The 18,083-nt window shown below is 66.6% G+C and carries 15 protein-coding genes; 2 read left to right on the plus strand and 13 right to left on the minus strand.

Going from position 1 to position 18,083, the window contains the following annotated elements; all coding sequences use genetic code 11:
* Nucleotides 1–3: 3 nt before the first annotated feature.
* The 3 genes from MG068_RS17825 to MG068_RS17835 form a co-directional block, all read right to left on the minus strand.
* Complete coding sequence (locus tag MG068_RS17825; RefSeq protein WP_005411057.1) at nucleotides 4–444, minus strand: response regulator; 441 nt, start codon at nucleotides 442–444, stop codon at nucleotides 4–6.
* Nucleotides 441–2,258, minus strand: coding sequence for a sensor histidine kinase (locus MG068_RS17830; RefSeq protein ID WP_032130516.1), 1,818 nt, complete (start codon nucleotides 2,256–2,258; stop codon nucleotides 441–443). The genes MG068_RS17825 and MG068_RS17830 overlap by 4 nt, the downstream gene beginning before the upstream one ends.
* Before the next feature lie 230 nt (nucleotides 2,259–2,488).
* Nucleotides 2,489–2,872, minus strand: a complete 384-nt coding sequence (locus tag MG068_RS17835) for a BON domain-containing protein (RefSeq protein WP_006470382.1) — start codon at nucleotides 2,870–2,872, stop codon at nucleotides 2,489–2,491.
* Nucleotides 2,873–3,043: 171 nt separating this feature from the next.
* Here MG068_RS17835 and MG068_RS17840 point away from each other — a divergent pair, with 171 nt between their 5' ends.
* Entirely contained in the window at nucleotides 3,044–4,087 is a 1,044-nt protein-coding gene (locus MG068_RS17840; protein ID WP_132810797.1) for an oxidoreductase, read from the plus strand.
* A gap of 355 nt (nucleotides 4,088–4,442) precedes the next feature.
* On the opposite strand, the gene gnd is transcribed toward MG068_RS17840, so the two are convergent.
* The 7 genes from gnd to MG068_RS17875 all read right to left on the minus strand — a co-directional run bounded on the left by gnd (nucleotide 4,443) and on the right by MG068_RS17875 (nucleotide 11,962).
* Entirely contained in the window at nucleotides 4,443–5,348 is a 906-nt protein-coding gene (gene gnd, locus MG068_RS17845) for a phosphogluconate dehydrogenase (NAD(+)-dependent, decarboxylating) (RefSeq protein ID WP_014648435.1), read from the minus strand.
* A 10-nt stretch (nucleotides 5,349–5,358) separates the two neighbouring features.
* A complete protein-coding gene (locus MG068_RS17850) occupies nucleotides 5,359–6,597 on the minus strand; it encodes a hypothetical protein (RefSeq protein ID WP_132810798.1) in 1,239 nt (412 codons plus the stop codon).
* Between the two features lie 17 nt (nucleotides 6,598–6,614).
* A complete protein-coding gene (locus MG068_RS17855) occupies nucleotides 6,615–7,223 on the minus strand; it encodes a DUF2242 domain-containing protein (RefSeq protein WP_032130308.1) in 609 nt (202 codons plus the stop codon).
* A 242-nt stretch (nucleotides 7,224–7,465) separates the two neighbouring features.
* On the minus strand, nucleotides 7,466–9,643 hold the full coding sequence (locus MG068_RS17860) for a carboxy terminal-processing peptidase (RefSeq protein WP_032130309.1): 2,178 nt from the start codon (nucleotides 9,641–9,643) through the stop codon (nucleotides 7,466–7,468).
* Between the two features lie 313 nt (nucleotides 9,644–9,956).
* Entirely contained in the window at nucleotides 9,957–10,967 is a 1,011-nt protein-coding gene (gene lipA / locus MG068_RS17865) for a lipoyl synthase (RefSeq protein ID WP_132810799.1), read from the minus strand.
* 18 nt (nucleotides 10,968–10,985) lie between these two features.
* The gene (gene lipB, locus MG068_RS17870; protein WP_132810800.1) at nucleotides 10,986–11,696 is read right to left on the minus strand and encodes a lipoyl(octanoyl) transferase LipB; all 711 of its coding nucleotides are present in this window, start codon (nucleotides 11,694–11,696) and stop codon (nucleotides 10,986–10,988) included.
* On the minus strand, nucleotides 11,684–11,962 hold the full coding sequence (locus MG068_RS17875; protein ID WP_005411067.1) for a YbeD family protein: 279 nt from the start codon (nucleotides 11,960–11,962) through the stop codon (nucleotides 11,684–11,686). The genes lipB and MG068_RS17875 overlap by 13 nt, the downstream gene beginning before the upstream one ends.
* Before the next feature lie 261 nt (nucleotides 11,963–12,223).
* Here MG068_RS17875 and MG068_RS17880 point away from each other — a divergent pair, with 261 nt between their 5' ends.
* Nucleotides 12,224–13,297, plus strand: coding sequence for a lipid A deacylase LpxR family protein (locus MG068_RS17880; RefSeq protein WP_032130312.1), 1,074 nt, complete (start codon nucleotides 12,224–12,226; stop codon nucleotides 13,295–13,297).
* Between the two features lie 174 nt (nucleotides 13,298–13,471).
* Here the strand turns inward: MG068_RS17880 and MG068_RS17885 are convergent, their stop codons facing one another.
* The 3 genes from MG068_RS17885 to mltB all read right to left on the minus strand — a co-directional run bounded on the left by MG068_RS17885 (nucleotide 13,472) and on the right by mltB (nucleotide 17,209).
* Entirely contained in the window at nucleotides 13,472–14,692 is a 1,221-nt protein-coding gene (locus tag MG068_RS17885; RefSeq protein ID WP_132810801.1) for a D-alanyl-D-alanine carboxypeptidase family protein, read from the minus strand.
* 100 nt (nucleotides 14,693–14,792) lie between these two features.
* Entirely contained in the window at nucleotides 14,793–16,067 is a 1,275-nt protein-coding gene (locus tag MG068_RS17890; protein WP_049421381.1) for a septal ring lytic transglycosylase RlpA family protein, read from the minus strand.
* On the minus strand, nucleotides 16,064–17,209 hold the full coding sequence (gene mltB / locus MG068_RS17895; RefSeq protein WP_049400491.1) for a lytic murein transglycosylase B: 1,146 nt from the start codon (nucleotides 17,207–17,209) through the stop codon (nucleotides 16,064–16,066). The genes MG068_RS17890 and mltB overlap by 4 nt, the downstream gene beginning before the upstream one ends.
* Nucleotides 17,210–18,083 lie beyond the last annotated feature (874 nt).

Raw genomic sequence — 18,083 nt, forward strand, 5'->3', positions numbered from 1 at the left:
GGCTCACTCGAGTTCCGGTGCCTGGTTGATCAACGCCCAGAACTTGCCCAGGGTCTGCACCGCGCCGAAGAACTGGTCCACGTCCACCGGCTTGACCACATAGGCGTTCACGCCCATGTCCCAGCTGCGGGCCAGGTCGCTTTCCTCGCGCGAGGACGACAGGATCACCACCGGCAGGCGCTTGAGCTCTTCGTGCTCGCGGATCTGCCGCAGCACCTCCAGGCCATCCATGCGCGGCATCTTGATGTCCAGCAGCAGCACCGCCGGCAGGCCTTCCTCGCGGTTGGCGAAGGCACCACGGCGCAACAGGTAGTCCATCACTTCCACGCCATCCTCGACGTGCACGATGGGGTTGGCCAGACGCGCCTCTTCCAGGGCGTCGATCGCCATTTCGGCATCAGCCGGGCTGTCTTCGGCGAGAAGAATGGTGCGCAGAGTGGTCATGCAGAAGGCCCTTGTTTGTCCGCGTCGATCGCGGGAGGCAGGTAGAAGTGGAAGGTGGCGCCGACGTCCGGTTCGGCCTCGGCCCAGATACGGCCGCCATGGCGGGTCAGCACGCGGCGCACGCTGGCCAGGCCGATGCCGGTACCCGGGTAGTCGCTGGCCTTGTGCAGGCGCTGGAAGACACCAAACAGCTTGCCGGCGTAGGCCATGTCAAAGCCTGCACCATTGTCGCTGACCGTGAACTGATGACCGCCGTCAGGCTGCGGCTGGTAGTCCACGCGGATCTTCGCTGGTTCGCGGTTGCCCGAGTACTTCACCGCGTTGCCGAGCAGGTTCAGCCAGACCTGGCGGATCATGTTCTCATCGCCCACCACGATCGGCAGCGGCGCGATGCTCCACTCCACGTGGTGCGCATGGCCGCTGTTCTCGGCCTCGGCCTGCAGGTTGGAATCGAGCATGGCGCGGGTATCGGCCACCAGCGACTGCATGTCCACCGCCTGCTGGCGCATTGCCGCGCGGCCCAGCCGCGAGTAGACCAGCAGGTCGTCGATCAGTGCCGCCATGCGCCGCGCCGAACTGGAGATCACCTCCAGGTAATGGCGGCTCTTGTCATCGGCGGCGTCGCCCAGATGGCGCGACAGCTTGTCGGAGAAACCGGCCACGTGGCGCAGTGGTGCACGCAGGTCGTGCGACACCGAGTAGCTGAAGGCTTCCAGTTCCCTGTTGACCTCGGACACCTGCGCAACCTTGCCTTCCAGCTGGCGGTTCAGTTCCTCCACCCGCAGCTGCACGGCACGCTGCACGGTGACGTCGCTGACCGTGAGCAACACCACTTCGTCGTCGGTGTCCGGCAGCGGCATGCGCCGCGCGTTGAGCAGCATGTAGCGCACCATGCCATCGGCGGCGCGCTGTTCATGCTCGAAGTCCCACAGTTCGCGGCCGCGCAACAGCACATCGGACAGTCGCTGGCGCATCACGGGGTCTTTCCATGCACCGTCGCCGACAGTGTCCAGCAACAGGCCATCGGCGCGTTCATCCTGCAGCCCGTACAGCTCGGCGAAGGCAGGGTTGTGCAGCTGCACACGCAGGTCGCGGTCGAGCAGCACGATCGGCTCACGCACGGTCTGCAGCACCGAGGCTGCACGCGCGGCCGAACGCAGCGACTGCCGTTCGGCATGCAGGCGGCGACCGATCTGCCGCTGCAGCAGCCACAGCACCAGGCCAAGCAGCGCCAGCTGGATCACCAGCGAACTCCACGACACCAGCTCGGTCTGCTTGCGCTGGCGTGCGGCCTGCTCGGCGCGCTGTGTCAGCAGCTTCTGCTCGCTCGCCTGCAGTTCCTCCACCAGGCCACGGATCGGATAGCGCGTGCTCAGGTCCTGCACCAGCTCGCGCTGATCACTGTTGGGTTCGGACTTCGCCAGTTCGCGGGCAAGCGCCATGCGCCCTTCCAGCATCGACTCGATACGGCCGATGCGGATCAGCTGCTCAGGATTGTCGCGGGTCATCCGGCCCAGTTCAGCCAGGCGGCCGGGAAGGTCATTGGCTTTGGCCATGCGCTCGCGCAGGCCAGGCGCATCCACACCCTTGGACAGGGTCAGCGCAGCCGATTCGACATCGCGTACATCGGCCTGCAGCTGCTGCAGGGCCACACCCACGGCCTGGGTATGATTGACCCAGGCCATCGCATCTTCGCTGTCCTGCTGCAGTTGGCGCAGGGTCAACCACGGCACCACGATGATCGCGGCAGCAGCCAGCGCCAAGGCCGGCAACCGCCAACGGTCCCAGATGTCATCACTGAAAACCAGCGCCATAGTTCCTCGTCAGCACAGCCGCGGAGCGTAGGCCGATACCGGCCCGGCTGCGGCGGAACGGGCAATATAGCGCAGGCGGTCACAACTCTGGAGTTTCCCGCCTGGTTGGCTGAACGGGTTGCGGAAACCCACGGTAGAGCCGAGACGTGCTCGGCTGCAACCCAAAGGGCAGTCGAGCAAGCTCGACTCTACCCAGGCAGCGGGCGCCCCATGCGGGGCGCCCTCCGGGGTCAGCGCTTGGCAGCAGCGCTGACCTTCAATGCAGCGGCATCGACGCGGGTCACGCCCTTGATGCCCTTGGCGGTGGTGACCGCCTTGTCCTTCTCGGCCTGGGTGGCCACGGCACCACTCAGGCTGACCACGCCGTTCACGGTTTCCACCTTGATTTCAGTGCCCGGAACGTTGCTGCTGGCCAGCAGATCGGCCTTCACCTTGGTGGTGATCCAGGTATCGGTCACCGGCTCGTTGGAGTCATGGCGATCAGCATGGGTTGCCGGATGGGTGCTGGTCGGCGGGCTCTTCGCGGCCGGGTCCTTGGCGAATGCAGCCGAGGAGGACAGCGCCAGGCCCAGGGTCAGGGCGGAAGCAATCAGCGTGCGGGTGGTATTGCTCATCGTGTCGTACTCCTTCGGGATGTGCTGCCAGTCTGGACAAGCCGCCGTAGAGCAGGCGTGGCGTTGCGGTCATGCCGCTGTGAATCGAGGCGATTCCAACGGCAACGGTTCAGTTTTGGCCTGTACGCAGGTGTCGTTTACCCTGCCCTTCCCCATTGCCGGAGCCGTCTCATGCGCCCCGACCTGCAACTGGCCCTGATCGGCTACGGCCTCGCCGGCCGCGTCTTCCACGCGCCGCTGATCCAGCACACGCCCGGGCTGGTGCTGCACAGCATCGTCAGTTCGCAGCGCGACACGTTGCTGCGCGCGTTCAGCGACGTGCACGTGCGCGCCACGCCGCAGGAGGTGTTCGACGACCCGGCGGTGGACGCGGTGGTGATCGCCACTCCGAACGCACAACACGCACCGCTGGCGATCGCGGCGTTGGCCGCGGGCAAGCATGTGCTGGTCGACAAGCCGTTCGCGCTGGATGTCGCTGAAGCCGAAGCGGTGCTGGCTGCGGCACGTGATGCCGGACGCATCGCGACCGTGTTCCAGAACCGGCGCTTCGATGCCGACTTCCTCACCCTGCAGGCGCTGCTGGCCGAAGGCGCGCTCGGTGACGTGGCCGAGTGCCATGCGCACTTCGACCGCTACCGGCCGCAGGTGCGCGACCGCTGGCGCGAGCAGGACGGACCGGGCAGCGGCCTGTGGTACGACCTCGGACCGCACCTGCTGGACCAGATGCTGGTGCTGTTCGGCTGGCCCGAGGCCATCGATGCCGATCTGGCCGTGCAACGCGAAGGTGGCAGCGGCATCGATTACTTCCACGCGGTACTGCACTACCCGAGGCATCGCGCGATCGTGCATGCCGGTTCGCTGGTGGCGGCCCCCACGCCGCACTTCAGTGTGCATGGCAGTCGTGGCAGCTGGATCAAGCATGGGCTGGACGTGCAGGAGGCACAGCTGCGGCGCAGTGTTGCGCCAGGAGCGCCAGGCTGGGGCATCGACCCACGGCACGGCGAGCTGGTGCGCTGCGATACTGAGGACAATGTGCAGCGCAGTACCGTGGACAACCTGCCGGGCGACTACCGGCGGCTGTATTCGCAGTTCTCGGCGGCGATGCACGGCGATGGCGAGCCGACGGTCAGCCCGGTGCAGGCACTGCAGCTGATGCGGTTGCTGCAGGCCGGCATGGACAGCGCGCGCGAAGGGCGGCGGGTTCAGTTGGGGTGACCGGCAGGGCTGCGCCCTGCACCTGCCGAATCAACGGCAACGTCAACGTCAACGTCAAAGGCAAGCTATCCGTGTGATGGCGGGGTGGGTCCGGTTGCGGGGGACGCCGTAAATACGTCCCTGTAGGCTCGGTCGCGCCATCCATGGCGCTCACGCCCCCGCAACCGGACCCACCCCGCCTTCGACAGATTCCCGCGCCCGACGGTAGGTGTCGACCTTGGTCGACACATCCACGCCATGCGTGGATGACGTGGAAACGATCGGAGAACGCTTTTGTAGAGTCGAGCCATGCTCGACTGGCTGCAAGGGGTCAGAGCCCTTTCCTGCGGAAAGGGCTCCGACCCCACCGCGGTGCTTACGATTTCTTGATGGCGTGGCCGCCGAACTCGTTGCGCATCGCCGACAGCAGGCGGTCGGTGAACGAATTCGATTCGCGCGAGCGCAGGCGTTCCAGCAGCGACAGGGTGATCACCGGTGCCGGCACATCGAGCGCGATCGCTTCGGCCACGGTCCAGCGGCCTTCGCCGGAATCCTCCACGTACGGGGCGATGCCATCCAGCGACGGATTGCGCTTGAGGGCTTCAGTGCTCAGGTCCAGCAGCCACGAACGCACCACGCTGCCGTGGCGCCAGACTTCGGCGACCTGGGCCAGGTCCAGCTCCATTTCCTGCTTGCGCTCCATCAGCGCGAAGCCTTCGGCGTAGGCCTGCATCATTCCGTACTCGATGCCGTTGTGGACCATCTTGGTGAAGTGGCCAGCGCCGGACGGGCCGACACGACCCCAGCCACGATCTTCGGCCGGTGCCAGCGTGCGCAGCAGCGGTGCGATCTGCTCCACCACCGACGCTTCGCCACCGACCATCAGGCTGTAGCCCTCCTGCAGGCCCCACACGCCACCACTGGTGCCGCAGTCGACGTAGCCCAGATCGTCTTCGGCCAGTGCCTTGGCGCGACGGATCGAGTCCTGGTAGTTGGAGTTGCCGCCATCGATGACGATGTCACCCTCGGCCAGGTGCGGGGTCAACTGGCCCAGGGTCTGGTCGACGGTTTCGCCGGCCGGCACCATCAGCCACACCACGCGCGGTACCGGCAGCGCGGCAACCGCGGCGGCCAGCGAATCAACCACTTCCAGGCCGGCCTCGGCAGCGCGCTGGCGGGCACCCTCGCCCGGGTCGTAGCCGACCACGCGGTGGCCGCCGCGATGCAGGCGCTGGGCCATGTTGGCGCCCATGCGGCCGAGGCCGATCATTGCAATATCCATTGTTTCACCTTCAGTTGGGGTCTAGGGTCAGGCTGCCTGGCCTGCCGGTAGCCGCGCAGTGGCGCAGCTGCGCCTCGCGCCAACGCCGGTAGAGCGTGGTATGCAGATTGTGCACCGCCAGGTCGATCGAAAACGGCGTTCGCGGGTTGCGATCGAGCAGGCGGGCGATGTGGTAGCCGATGGGACGTATACCGCGTGGATGCACATAGATCACGAACTGCTGGTAGAACGGATCGTCCAGCAGCTGGTCCATGCGTGCCAGCGTGTCGTGGTAGCGCGGTTCCAGCCGTGCACGAAGGTTGGGATCACGCTCGAACAACAGGCGCTCGAAGTAGCGCTGGCCGATGCGCGGGATGTCCTGCGCGAGTTTCCAGAGTTCGGCATTGCGCTGGTCGTACCAGGCCAGTCCGCCATGCGCAGCCAGTGCCTGCGCGGCGCCCTTGCCCACCTCGACCACGACGAAGTTCTCGGCCTGGTTGCTCAGATCGTCCAGCGTGCTCTTGTCTTGAACGTGTTCGATGAAACCGGGCACGCCGACGAAGGCCTGCCGTCCCATCGCCGAGGTGCGCACCGCCTTGCCATCGGCGAAGAAATCGCCCGCGTGGGCTCCGAGCAGGATGCTGTCGGTATCGTGCAGGGCGAGGAAAGTGCCGATCGACAGTTCATCCGCTGCGAACTCCGTATCGAACGCGGCATCACCATAAAGCTCTCGTTGCGTGGCCAGCTGCGCGACCTGGCGGCCGACCCCGCATTCGGCACGCACGACACCGCTGTAGAACGCCTCCAGTGCATGACTGTTACCCGCGCTCGGCACGAAGCCACGACCGAAACTGCGTGTGCGCTGCCAGCCTTGCGCGCGTGGGCCCTGCAGGCCGAAGCCGATCCAGCCCAGCTGCGGGCCGGAGAAGCGGAAGGTGGGGTTGTCCTGCAGTGCCGAAGCCGCACGTTGCGTGGCCGCGCCCAGTTCGAAGGCATAGGCGCAGACCGTGGCTGGCTCGTCCAGCAACTGTTGCAGCAACGCCTGGCGTGCTGCAGCGGACATTCCGGCCGGCCACCCCACGCGCAGATCGCCTGCCGCCTGTGCTTCAGCCAGCGAGGCACGTGTACACACCGGGCCGCCGTGCACCTGTGGTGCACCGGCCGTGACCTCGTCAAAGCGCCATCCCAGCCGCTGCAGCAGGCCCTGCGTGCAGTCCGGCGTTGCGGACGCAATGCCCAGCGCGGGCATCAGCAGGAGTGCCACACCCATCAACCTGCCGCGCACGATCACCCTTGATCCGTGCTGCGGGCCGGTGCGGGCTCGGACGATGCAGGCTCGGGCGGTGCGAGCGCAGGCGGTGCGGGTTTGCCAGCATCCGCCGGCAGGTACTGTTGCAGGCGCTGGAAGAAGCGCTGATAGAACCCGGCATCGGTGACGGTGCTGCTGGCCACTTTCACCAGCGAATCGTCATTGCTGCCGAACGGCAGCGACACCGAGCCCAATGCACCCACGCCCACGCTGGCCGACGTCGGGCTCTTCTTCAGCGCATAGCGGTCCTGCACCGCGCTGACGAATACCAGCGTCTGGCTGCCACGCGGGGCACACGAGATGCGCAGCACCAGCTGCTCGTGATCATCCTCGCGTGGCTGGAAGTTCTTGTTGCCTTCCACCTGCGCTTCGTCGGAGCGGGCGATGGCGTAGCCCTGGCTGAGCAGGGTGCGCCGCGCGGCCTCGCAGGCGTCACCGGGGCGGCCATCGACGGTACGCGAGAAGGTGTCGCCGGAATCAAAGGATTCGCGCAGCAACGTACTGTCGGCGGCGCGGCCACCACAGGCCGACAGGATCAGGGCGCTGGCGAGCGCCACGGCAGCACTGGAAAGACGGGAGGCCCGCATGGGTACTCCTGCGAGGACGGTACCGCCAAGGGTAGCCCTGCGGCCGTGTGCGGCAGGTTGAAACCGGCGTGACCGAGCCCCCCCGTTGCTGCCGGTTCATGCACAGAAAAGGGGACGGAGGGGATTAAGTCGTTTGTGGCACTTCGCTCGCCGGGCATGGCCCGGCGCTACCGTGAACGAGGTCCCCAGACAGAAAGGGGCCGGCAATACCGGCCCCTCGGGTATCACATGCCGTCGCCGGCTCAGTCCGCCCAGCGGCCAGCGCCGGTCGACTGCGGCAGCACCTGCGCCGACAGCGGGCGGTCATTGGCCAGCAGGTTCACCGCATCGGCCAGGATCGAGGCCGACTCGCGCAGCAGCGGGTCCGGACGCTTCTCGGCAGCCTTCTCGCGGGCGGCATCCTTGACGATGTCGCGCTCGTTGCCAGTCAGGCCGTCGTCGTTGCTGTCATCGGCCAGCGGGTCCAAGGCCAGGCCCAGCTCCTTGCGCATCGCCTGGCGCTCCTTGCGCTGGGTGTCCTGGCGCTCACGCTCGGCGCGGCGGGTGGCCTCGTTGAGCGAGATGTACTTCTTCGCGGCCTCGGTGCGGAACTGCTGCACGTCCTCGTTCCACCACTGGAATTCCTTGTCGGCGGCGATGCGCGCGTCATGGCGGGTTTCCAGCTTCGGCAGCAGCGGCGCGAAGTTGCCGTACTGGGTGTGCGGCACGGCAGCGATGCGGGTCCACGGCAGCGCGTTGTCGTAGGTGCTCTCGCCGAACTCGGTGGCATCGACGCTGGCCGGGAAGGCCAGGTCCGGCACCACACCCTTGTGCTGGGTGCTGCTGCCGCTGATGCGGAAGAACTGGGCGATGGTCAGCTTCACCTGGCCGAAGCGCTGGGTCTCGCCACTCGGCCAACGGTCCAGGTCGACGATGTTCTGCACGGTGCCCTTGCCGAAGCTGGTCTCACCGATCACCAGGCCACGGCCGTAATCCTGGATGGCACCGGCAAAGATTTCCGAAGCCGAGGCCGAACCGCGGTTGATCAGCACTGCCAGCGGGCCGTCCCATGCCACGCCCTGGTTGCGGTCGCTGTTGACGGTGACGCGGCCACCGGACTCGCGCACCTGCACCACCGGGCCCTGCTCGATGAACAGACCGGTCAGTTCAATGGCTTCATCCAGCGAACCACCACCGTTGTTGCGCAGGTCCAGCACCACGCCGTCCAGCTTGTCGTTCTTGAAGCCGGCCAGCAGCTTGGCCACGTCGCGGGTGGCCGAGGCGTAGTCGGCCGCGTTGCGGCGACGGCCTTCGAAGTCCTGGTAGAAGGTCGGCAGCTTGATCACGCCGACCTTGCGCGCCGGCTCGCCATTGGCGGCCGGAATGGTCATGGTCTCGCCCTTGGCGGCCTGTTCGGCCAGGCGCACCTTCTGGCGGGTCAGCACCAGGGTGTGGTGCTTGCCGTCGGCGCCCTCAGCAGCCGGGATGAACTCCAGCTTGACCTGGGTATCCTTGGCGCCGCGGATCTTGGCCACGACGTCGTCGATGCGCCAGCCGATCACGTCCTCGACCAGGCCGGACTTGCCCTGGCCGACGCCGACGATACGGTCACCCGGCTTCAGCGTGCCATCCACTGCGGCCGGGCCGCCGGCGATGATCTCGCGGATCACCACCACGTCGTCCTGGCGCTGCAGCTGCGCACCAATGCCTTCCAGCGACAGCGACATCGCCTGGTTGAAGTTCTCGGCGGTGCGCGGCGTGAAGTAATCCGTGTGCGGGTCAACGGCGCTGGTGTACGAGTTCATGAAGAACTGGAAGACGTCTTCGCCCTTCAGTTCATTGACCGACTTCTCCAGCGTCGCGTAGCGCTTGTCCAGCGTCTTGCGGATGTCGTCCGGCTTCTTGCCGGCCAGCTTCAGGCGCAACCAGTCGTTCTTGACCGACTTGCGCCACAGCTCATCCAGTTCAGCGCTGCTGGCCGCCCACGGCACCTTCTTGCGGTCGTATTCGAAACGCTCGTCGGTGGTGAAGTCCGGCTCCTGCTTGAGCAGCTTGCGCGCATAGGCCACGCGTTCGCCGACGCGCTGCTTGTAGACCGCGAACACCTGGAACGCCGGCTCCAGCTCGCCGCCACGGATGGCCGAGGAAATGTTGGCTTCGAACGGCGCGAAGCGCGCCACGTCGGCCTGGGTGAAGTACTGCTTGCCGCCGTCCAGCGTCTCCAGGTAGCGCTTGAACACGTCCTTGGAGGTGGCCTCGTCCAGCGCACGCGGGCGGTACGCGTAGCGGCTGTCGGACAGCAGGCCGTACACCAGCTTGGAGGTGGTCACCTGATCGGCGGTTGCCGCAGCGGGCAATGCCGGCGAATCGGCCTTGGCCGCCAGCGCCAGCGGCGCGACCAGCGCCAGGGCCATCAGGAATGCGGGGGCTTTGAATTTCATTGACGTGCTCGAAGGCGCCTTGCCAAGGGGGAGACTGCGGGGTGTTAAGACACCACGACAGTGCCGAAAGTTGCCGGGTTTGTCACCCGGCCGCGCTCGGTGGAAAACCAGCCTAGCCGGGCCGGTGTAGCAAATTGTGAATGGCTGAAGAGCGGCGCACCCAGCGGCGCCGTCTGTCCGGTTGCAGAGGGCATGGGGTTGCAAGCCCCCTGAGTCAGGGGGCGGCCGCGAAGCGGCGGGGGTGTGGGTGGTGGTAAGCCGGGGCCCACGGTGTGCGCAGCGTGGGAAGCGGTAGCGCGCATCGCGCAACCGCTTACCGGACGCCGGCGCCCTTGGCCTGCACGTCGGCGTGGTACGACGAGCGCACCATCGGGCCGGAGGCCACGTGGCTGAAGCCCAGCTCGTAGCCGTAGTCTTCCAGCGCCTTGTAGTCCTCGGGGGTCCAGTACTTCAGCACCGGGTGGTGATGCGCGGTCGGCTGCAGGTACTGGCCGATGGTGATCATGTCCACGTCGTGCGCGCGCAGGTCACGCATGGTGGCCTTGATCTGTTCGAACTCTTCGCCCAGGCCCAGCATGATGCCGCTCTTGGTCGGCACGTCCGGGTGCTGCGCCTTGAAGTTCTTCAGCAGGTTCAGCGACCACTGGTAGTCCGCACCCGGGCGCACGTTGCGGTACAGGTCCGGCACGGTTTCGATGTTGTGGTTGAACACGTCCGGCGGGTTCTGCGCCAGGATCTCCAGCGCGCGCTCCATGCGGCCCTTGCCGCGGAAGTCCGGGGTCAGCACTTCGATGCGGGTGCCCGGCGACTTCTCACGGATGGCGCTGATGCAGTCGACGAAGTGCTGGGCACCGCCGTCGCGCAGGTCATCTCGGTCGACGCTGGTCACCACCACGTACTTCAGCCCCATGTCGGCCACGGTCTGGCCGAGGCTGGCCGGTTCGTTGGCATCCGGCGGCTTCGGGCGGCCGTGGGCAACGTCGCAGAACGAGCAGCGGCGGGTGCAGACCTCGCCGAGGATCATGAACGTTGCCGTGCCGTGGCCGAAGCACTCGTGGATGTTCGGGCAGCTGGCTTCCTCGCACACCGTCACCAGGCGGTTCTCGCGCAGCTTGGCCTTCAGGTTCTGCACGGCATTGCCCGAAGGAATGCGCACGCGGATCCAGGACGGCTTGCGCAGCACCGGCGCATCGGCGAACTGCACCGGCGAGCGGTTGATCTTGTCACCGCCCAGCTGCTTGACCCCGGCCTGCAACGGCGCGGCGGACGGAGAATCACCCTGCACGATCTGCAGGGGAATGGAACGGGCGGTGGTTTCAGTCATGGCAGTTCCGGGGGGCGGTCAGGCGGCCGCAGAAAGATCGGGCAGTTCCGGCGTGTGCTGCAGCAGCAGGCCGAACTGGCGGGCCAGGTGGTCCAGCAGCACCGGCTTGACGGCCTCCATCCCGGAGGGCCCGCCCAAGTCTACTACCGAGGTCACCTGCAACCCCTGATAGCCACAGGGGTTGATGCGGTGGAAAGGTTCCAGGTCCATGGCCACGTTGAAGGCCAGGCCATGGAAGGTACAGCCGCGGCGCACGCGGATGCCGAGCGCGGCGATCTTGGCGCCACCGACGTAGACGCCCGGGGCGCCCTCGCGGCGTTCGGCGCCGATGTTCCACTCGGCCAGGGTATCGATGAGGGCCTGCTCGATGCGGCACACGTAGTCGCGCACGCCGATGCCCAGCCGCGGCAGGCGCAGCAATGGATAGACCACGATCTGGCCGGGGCCGTGATAGGTCACCTGGCCGCCACGGTCCACGTGCAGCACGGGGATATCGCCCGGCGCCAGCACGTGCTCGTCCTTGCCGGCCTGGCCCAGGGTGAACACCGGGTCGTGCTCCACCACCCACAGCTCGTCGGCATCGGCGTCGCTGCGCTGGTCGGTGAAGCGCTGCATGGCGCGCCACACCGGTTCATAGGCCTGGCGGCCGAGGTCGCGGACCAGCGCCGGGCGCGGCGCGCGGTCTTCCGGGGCGGCTTCGGCCGGGCAGCTGTCGGCTACAGCGTCCACTTCACTTCCGGGTGGTCGCGCAGTGCCTGGTGCGCCAGGTCGTACTGTTCGCGGCTCTCGGCCTTGAACACGATGCGCACGGACACGTACTTGCCGTTGGAGGAATGCTTCCAGCTGATGCGTTCATTCACCACATCGATGCCGGCAGCCAGCAGCAGGCGGGGAAGCTCATGTTCCAGGCCGCGGTTGGCCGGGCCCATGGCACTGAGCTCGAACTGGCCGGGGAACTGGAAGCCGTGGTCGGGGTTGTCGGACTTGATTTCCATGCCCCCATTATCGGGCCGCAGGCCAACAAACCCAAGAGTATTCATCAACGTCAAACAGTGCACCGGTGAGTCGCTGCGTTGCAGCTGAACGGCCGTTCAGCATTGGCCGTTGCCCCTTGGGGCGCCGCAGGACAGTGCAGGATTGTCTTCACGAGACAATGTCGTTTTCGGAACAGACAAGTGATTCGAACGCGCTCGTTCCATCACGCCCGCACGAGTACCGTGTCGCGGCATATAACGACAGACAGAAAAAACCTCCACATGAGCCCCCCTTCCCAACGCCGCCTTGCAGCCCTCGGGCTGTCCGGCCTGCTGGCTGCTGCCCTCCCCCTCGCCGCCCAGGCGGCCGAACAATGTGGCCCGGACGCGATGCGCGACCACCCTCCGCAGGTCAATTTCCGCGTTGACAACGACCTGTTCGGCGGCCGCCACCAGGACCAGGGCTATACCAATGGTGCACTGTTGACCCTGGTGTCGCCCAATCTGGTCGATTACACCGACGACCCCTGCCTGCCACGCATGGCCCGCTGGGTGAACCAGTACCTGGAAGGGCTGCATCCGGGCAAGTTCGAACAGCAGAACATGATCTTCAGCATCGGCCAGGGCATCTTCACCCCGACCGATTTCAGCCGCAGGGACCTGATTGAGGACGACCGCCCTTACGCCGGCGTACTGATCGCAAACTTCGGTTTCAATGCGCGCAGCGGCGACCGCCTGCAGACCACCCAGCTGACGCTGGGCGTGGTTGGCCCGTGGGCACAGGGCAAGCAGGTGCAGAATGCCGTGCACGAAGTGCTGGGCGACGAGAAATTCAAGGGCTGGGACAACCAGCTGCACAACGAGCCGCTGTTCATGCTGACCCATGAGCGCATGCGCCGCTGGCCGGGCGATGCCAGCGTCAATGCCGACGGCTGGGGTTGGGACGCGATCAGCCACTACGGCGGATCGATCGGCAACCTGGAAACCAAGGCCAATCTCGGCGGTGAAGTGCGCTTTGGCTGGAAGCTGCCGGACGACTTCGGCAGCACGCCGTTGCGCCCGGCCGGTGAGAACACTGCGCCGACCCGCGGCGGCCGTCCCAATGGCTGGTCCTGGCACCTGTTCGCGACCTCGGACGCCGCCTGGGTGATCCGTGACATCACGCTGGATGGCAACACGTTCCGCAACAGCCACAGTGTGGACAAGCGCCATGTGGTGGCCTACGGCGGCTATGGCGTGGCGGTGATGTACGGACGCTGGAAGTTCGCCGCGGCGCGTTACCACAGCACGCGCGAGTTCAACGGCCAGCGCGAAGCGCCGGTGTTCGGCAGCTTCACCATCAGCCGGTCGCTGTAGGTAGGTGCCGACCGTTGGTCGGCACACCGGGGCCGGCATATCCGGATGGGTTCATGAGGAGCCGGCCAGCGGCCGGCACTACCCACATCCGGCAGGATTCATGCGCAAGCGGCATCCCGAAACAGAAAAGGCCGGCATTTGCCGGCCTTTTCCTTCACCACGCCGGGGCGTGGATCATTCCGTTTCCCACCACATCCAGAAGCTGTCCCACAGGCGCTTGAAGAAGCCGGCCTGTTCGACGGCAGCCACCGCCACCAGCGGCGCTTCGGCCACCAGCTTGCCATCCAGCATCACCTTCACGGTGCCGATCTGCTGGCCGGCGGTGAACGGTGCTTCCAGGGTCTTGGGCACGTCAATGCTCGGCTTCAGGTCGTTGTAGCGGCCGCGCGGCACGCTCACCAGCATCGGCTGGGCCACGCCCAGCTGCACCTTGTCGGTGGTGCCCTTCCAGACCTTGTGCTCGGCCACGGCCTTGCCCGGCTCGTACAGGCGGTGGGTCTCGAAGAAGCGGAAACCCCAGTTCAGCAGGGCCAGGCTGTCATCGGCACGCTGCTTTTCCGACTGGCCGCCCAGCACCACGGCGATCAGGCGCTGGTCGCCGCGCTGGGCCGAGCTCATCAGGCAGTAACCGGCTTCGGAAGTGTGGCCGGTCTTGATGCCGTCCACGCTGCCATCGCGCCACAGCAGCAGGTTGCGGTTCGGCTGCTTGATGTTGCCGACCTGGAATTCCTTGATCTTGTTGTACGCGTAGGTTTCCGGGTAATCGCGCACCATCGCACGGCCCAGCAGCGCCAGGTCGTAGGCGGTGCTGTGGTGGCCCTGCGCAGTCAGGCCATGGGCGTTGACGAAGTGCGAATTCTTCATGCCGATCTTGGCGGCATAGCTGTTCATCAGCGACGCAAAGGCTTCCTCGCTGCCAGCCACATGCTCGGCCAGGGCAATCGCGGCGTCGTTGCCGGACTGGATCGCCATGCCCTTTTCCATGTCTTCCAGGCGCGCGGTCTGGTTGACCGGGAAGCCGCTGTAGCTGCCATCGGTACCCGCGCCACCTTCGCGCCAGGCGCGCTCGCTCATCATCACCTGGTCATCCGCACGGACCTTGCCGTTCTTGACCTCGGCGGCGATCACGTAGGACGTCATCACCTTGGTGATGCTGGCCGGAGCCAGCTGTTCGTTGATGTTTTCACCGGCCAGCACCTGGCCGGTGGCGTAATCCATCAGCACCCAGGCCTTGGACACGCTCGGCGCCGGCGCCGGCGGAGTGGCGACGGTGGCCGGGGCGGCAGCGGCGGCGGCAGGCGCCGGCGTGGCCGGAGTCGGCAGCGGCGTCTGGGCGGAAGCCAGGCCCACCACCAGGGTGGCGGCCAGGGCGGTGGCGGCGGAACGGAAATTCATTGGACAGCAGGCTCCAGGGGACGGCCGGGAATGGAGGGTGGAACGTAGCGGCCATTGTAAGGCCGGGGCAGCATGGGCCGGCAGCACCGGCCCGGGTGGATCAATCCTTGACGATCTGCGGCGAACCCAGCCCCAGACCGGCGATGCGGCCGACAAGTTCCGCGGCACTGGCATGGTCGCTGGCGGGAACGCGCAGGCGGAACAGGGTACGGCCACCGGCGGCGATGTCACTGATGGTGGCACCGACGATGCCGGCGGCGTTGAGCTGGCCCATCGCGCGGTTGGCGTTGTCACGGTTGGAGAAGCTGGCAACCTGCACCATGACTGCGCCCACCACCTGCTGCGACAGGCTGGGGGTAGCGGCGGCGGTGCGGACCGGTGCCTGCGCAGCGGCGCGCGGCGTGGTGCTGGCAACGACCGCCGGAGCTGGCGCGTATGCGGTGCTGCGCACCGGCGGAGCACTCGGCGGCAGGCTGCTGACCGCCACATCCGGCACGGTGCTGGCCACGCCCTGGGTGGTGGCCGGCTGGCCACGCGCCGGCATGCCATCGGCCGGCAGCCCCTTGACCAGGCGATCGATGTCGCTGTCGGCGGCAGCACGCGCGGTCGGTGCCGGGCGCGCACTGGCTACAGCGCTGGCGGCGGCCGCTTCCGCAGCACGACGTTCGCGGCGCGACGGCTTCTGCGCCAGCAGGTTGCCCTCACCCGGCTGCAGCGCGCGCACTTCCACGTTGCCGGTGCCGCGCTGGGTGATGCCCAGGCGCACAGCGGCGGCATAGCTGAGATCGACCACGCGGCCATCATGGAACGGACCGCGATCGTTGACGCGCACGATCACCGACTCACCGTTGTCGAGGTTGGTCACGCGGGCGAAGCTGGGCAGCGGCAGCGTCTTGTGCGCAGCGGTGAACTGGTACATGTCGTAGACCTCACGGTTGGAGGTCAGGCGGCCATGGAACTTGGCACCGTAGTACGACGCAGTGCCACGCTCGACATAATTGCGGGTGTCGTCGAGCACTTTGTACGACTTGCCCAGCACCACGTACGGCGTCTTGTTGCCGATCGCCGAGCGTTCTTCCGCGGTCACTTCCGGCTCAGGGATGCAGGCCACGTTGGGAATGTAGTCCGGCGTGCTGTCACGCACGCCCGGCTTGTACAGGCCACCGGCGGTGTAGTTGCCGCGGGTGCTCAGGTCTTCCTTGGCCGCCGCGTAGGGCGATCCTTCCGGGCAGTGTGCCGGGCGCGAGCCGCGCCCCTGCACCAGGGTGCCGCCGGACTTGCCACCATGGCCGGCCGTGGCCGGCTTCTTCGGCGCGCTGCTGCAGGCAGCCAGCGCGAGGACGATCAAGCCTGGGACCAGCCATCTGATGTTCATGCCGGGGGCAGCTCCTGTCCGGCAATGGCCTGGGACAACTGGAACACGGCCATCGCGTACATCTTCGAGAGGTTGTAGCGGGTGATCGCGTAGTAGTTCTGGAAGCCCAGCCAGTACTGCTTGCCGGTGCTGCCTTCAAGCGTGATCGGCGTGGCGGTGGCGCCCGGCTGCACCGCAGCGCTGGGCTGGTAGCCACGCTTCGCCAGGTCGGCCAGCGACCAGGTCGGCATCCATTCGGTCGGATTGAACTCCTCGCGTCCCGGCGCCAGCGTGGCCGGCACGGCCACCTGCCCGCCACGCACCCAGCCGCCCTTCTTCACGAAGTAGTTGGCGATGGACGAGAACACGTCGTCGTAGCTGGTGAACAGGTCGCGACGGCCGTCGCCATTACCGTCCACCGCGTAATCGAGGTAGCTGGACGGCATGAACTGGCCCATGCCCATCGCGCCGGCATAGCTGCCCTTGAGCGTGGTGATGTCCAGGTTCTCTTCGCGGCCCAGCTCGAACAACTTGGCCAGCTCATCGCGGAAGAACAGCTCGCGGCGCACTTCGCGTTCCAGCTTGGCCGGGTCGCCGCTGCGCGGGTAGTAGAACGCCAGCGTGTACAGCGCATCGAGCACGCGATGGCTGCCGGCATTCTTCCCGTAGCTGGTTTCCACGCCGATGATCGCCACGATCACTTCGGCCGGCACACCGGTGCGCTGCTGGACGCGATCCAGTTCGGCGCGATGCTGGGCCAGGAACGCGCGGCCGCCATCGATGCGCGCCTTGCTGATGAACATCGGCCGGTACTCGTTCCACGGCTTGACCCGTTCGGCCGGGCGCGACATCGCGGCGATGATCGGCTGGCGCACCTGCGCCTGGTCGAGCACGCTGCTGATCTGCTCCGGCTTCAGGCCATAGCGCTTGGCGGTATCGGCAATGAAGCGGGCCCGTGCGACCTCGAACGGCACCGGGGTGAGATCGACCGGCGGCGCGGTGGCAGCAGCGGCTTCGGGCGCGGCCTCGGCCGGGCCATGGGCCTTGGCGGCGGGCTGGCGCGGCGTACTGCTGGCCTGGGGCGAAGACGGTGGGGACTTCGGCTGGGTCGCGCAGGCGACCAGGCCGAGGGTGAGCATGCAGGCCAGAGTGCGTCGAATCATCGTCGCAGGTTAGCAGGTCATGGATGAATTAAAACCCCTAACACCATGAATCACAACGATTTGCCTGCGAGCAGCGGGAAATGTGAAGACGTCGTGATCACACTTCCCCATTCAGATAGAGGTTGCCGGTTGCGTCCCCATCCCCGCAGACGCAACCGGCGACCGGATCCGGTCGGTACCCGCGCGGCTGCCGCTCCCCAGTGGCAGTGCTCCGCGCTCCCTGTACCCGTTGGATCAGTACTGCTTCCCGCCCGACGCCCCCTCGCGCTGCAACGATTGACGGCGCGCCGTGCCGAACGGGCCGCCATTGTGCAGGCCGATTACGACAAGTCCATTGATCAGGATCAACGCGCTGTAAAAGTGTGAACCAGCTAACGCTTTTTCCGGACTTTGATCAGTGGACGTGCTGCCGTGCATCGTTGTGAGAACGCTTCCACAACGGGCGTTGCGCAGAGTCAGGAAGTTTCCAGCCAACGGCGCAGCCCCTCGTGGGTGGGGTGTGTTGCGGAAAGCAGAAGCCGCCGCTGGGCCGGTCGGGTTGGGTACGCGGGGGACGCCGTGAATCCGTCCCTGGAGGCTTGGCAGCCGCATCCATGCGGCTGACACCCCCGCATACCCAACCCGACCGCCCTCTGACAGATTTCGGTGGTCTGCCACCCACGGAGAAGAAAGAGAAGATCACAAGCGGGTCGCGCGCTGCGCTTGCTCGAGAGCCGAGCATGGCTATGCCGGTCGTCCGGCCGTCGCCGTGGGCGACGTTGGCAGCGGCTCCTGCCGCTGCCTTCGGCTCTACACAAAGCAAGGAAGCGACCCGCCAGGCCGCTTTTGCTTTTGATCTTCTTTTTCTTCTCCGTGGGTGGACGCGCACGGAACC

This window comes from Stenotrophomonas sp. ASS1, from assembly GCF_004346925.1.
GTDB lineage: Bacteria > Pseudomonadota > Gammaproteobacteria > Xanthomonadales > Xanthomonadaceae > Stenotrophomonas > Stenotrophomonas maltophilia_A.